Raw genomic sequence first — 2,513 nt, 5'->3', positions numbered from 1 at the left:
CCACACGCTTGGTCTGTGGCGGGGGGGGCGCCCCCCCGGCCGCCCCCCCCCCCGGCGGCGGGGGGCGGGGGGGCCGGGGGGGGCCCCCCCGGCCCCCCCCCGCGGGGGCCCCCGCGCGTCAGGACTCCTGGGCGCCGAGGCCGTGCAGGGACGTGGAGGCGCCCGGAGTCAGGCGGACCGTACGGGACCGTCCGTGGGCACAGACCGTGGTCGTACGGCCGCCGACGCTGGTGAGCACCGCCTTCTCCACGCGGCCGTGCCGCCAGGACAGGTCGAGCACGAAGCCGCCGCGTACGCCGACGCCGCTGATGTGGCCGGAGTCCGCCCAGGCGGCCGGCAGGGCGGGCAGCAGCTCGACCCGGCCGGGCGCCGACTGGACGAGCATCTCGGTGACGGCCGACGGGGTTCCGAAGTTGGCGTCGATCTGGAAGATGCTGCGGTCCGCGTCGACCTGGTAGATGTCGAACAGGTTGGGCGCGGTGCCATTGCTGTTGTCCGTGGAGGGGCGGAGGTTGGTCGCGATGAGCCGGTAGGCCGTCTCGCCCTCGCCCAGCCGGGCCCAGCACAGGGCGCGCCACGCGTTGGCCCAGCCGTAGCTGTCCATGCCGCGGGCGGTGAGCAGGGCCCGTACACCGGTGAGGATGTCCCCGGACGTCTCGCCCGGGCGTATGCGGTCGCCGGGGAAGAGGCCGATGAGCGGCGAGAGGTGGCGGTGCTCGCTCTCGCCGAGGTTGTCGGGGGACATCCACTCCTCGAGCCATCCCGTCGTCGGGCTGACACGTGGCAGGTAGAGGCGGTCGCGGAGCCCGGCTATGGTGCGGGCGTAGGCGCGGTCCCGGCCCAGGACGCGGGTGGCGGTGGCGTAGTTGCCGAACAGCGCCCACACCAGTTCCTGGGAGTAGGTGTTGCCGATGCCGTCCTGCGGGCCCTGCTCCGGGGACCAGTCCTTGTCGTCGACGAGGACGTCGCGGCTGCCGCCCGGGACGTCGGGGTCGTCGACGGTGGCGGTGATGAGCCGGGCCTCCCAGAACTCGCAGGCCCCCTTGAGGAGGGGGTAGATCCTGGCGAGGGTACGGGTGTCCTGGGTGTAGGCGTAGTGGTCGAAGAGGGTGTTGGCGAGCCAGGCGTTGGCGGCGGGGTGCCACCACCAGCCGGAGCCGCCGTGGATGTTGGTCGAGAAGGCGATGGCCCAGCCGGCGACCCTGCCGGTGGAGTTGCGGAACCGGTTGCGGGGGTCGTTGAAGGTCCTGGCCGTCACGTCGGTCCAGGACGGCAGCTGGCTGAGGCAGTAGTCGGTGAAGGCGTCGAAGGAGCCGCTCAGGCCGGCCCGGTCGGGCAGCCAGTAGTTCATCTCGACGTTGATGTCGGTGTGGTAATCACCCATCCAGTCCGGGTCGTTGCCGTCGAGCCAGAGCCCCTGGAGGCCGAGCGGGACGCTGTCGCGCGAGCCCGCCACCAGCAGGTAGCGCCCGAAGTGGAAGTAGGCGGCCTCCAGTTCGGGGTCGGGCGCGGCGCCGTCCGCCGCGCGGGCGGCGAGGCGGCTGGGGGTGTCGAGGGCCCGCTGGTGCGCGCTGGACGTACCGAGCGAGAGCGACAGGGTCTCGAACAGCCTCCGGTGGTCCGCGACATGGGTGGCGCGCAGGGTGTCGCTGGGAAGGCGTGCCGCGGCGTGGGCCGTGTGCGCGGCGAGGTCGGCGGGCCGGGCGGACGGGTCGCGGTAGCCGTGCGCGGGGTCGGGCGCGTAGTCGGTGCCGCCGCCGAGGACGACGGTGAGGTCGGCGCAGTCGGTGAAGGTGAGGCGGGTGCCGGAGACCTCGACCGTGCCGCGGGTGGTGACGGCGGTGACGGCGGCGGCGTAGGACAGGCCGTTGCCGAAGGACGCGGTGAAGCCCAGCAGGGGCCCACGGCCCGCCGCTCCCCCGGTCGCCGCCGCTCCGCCCGGGGCCGCAGCGGGCGTCGCGGTGACGGTCTCGTCGTGGGTGCCCGCGAGGTCGATGGTGCCGGTGTAGCTGCCTCCGCCGCTCTGCGTCAGGGTGAGCACGACGACGTTGTCGGGGTGGCTCGCGTAGGCCTCGCGGTGATACGTCACCGCGTCGCACGTGTAGGAGGCGGTGGCCAGGCCGTTGCTGAGGTCCAGGGCCCGCCGGTAGTCGGCGATCCGTTGCGCGGTGTGGCCAGGCACCGAGACCGTGACGTGGGCGAGCTGGGTGAGGGAGCCGAACTCCACTCGCTCGTAGGGGAATTGTCCGTCCGCGTCGAGGGTGTCGTTGAGGCCGCCGGTCCACATCGTGCCGTCGGTGAGGTAGAGGAGGTCGGCGGCGGGGTCGCCCCCCACGAGCGCGCCGAGGCGGCCGTTGCCGACGGGCAGGGCGGTCTGGATCATGTTGCCGGGATCGGCCGGCCCCGGGTACCAGAGCTGGAGGGCGCGGTCCCCGGGGACGCGCGGGTCGGTGGCCGGGCGGTCGACCGGGGCCGCGGCGGCCGTGAAGAGGGGGAGCCCGGCGGTGGCGAGG

1 protein-coding gene is annotated in these 2,513 nt (G+C 74.1%); it reads right to left on the bottom strand.

From position 1 onward, the window contains the following. Positions 1 to 118: 118 nt before the first annotated feature. The coding region (locus LCE31_RS24625; RefSeq protein WP_225017714.1) for a glycosyl hydrolase family 95 catalytic domain-containing protein at positions 119 to 2,513 on the bottom strand (2,395 nt) is incomplete at its 5' end.

The organism is Streptomyces sp. 8L (assembly GCF_020176795.1).
Taxonomy (GTDB): Bacteria; Actinomycetota; Actinomycetes; order Streptomycetales; family Streptomycetaceae; genus Streptomyces.
Note: the sequence above shows the minus strand (reverse complement) of the source record. Positions and strands in the feature narration are given on the sequence as shown.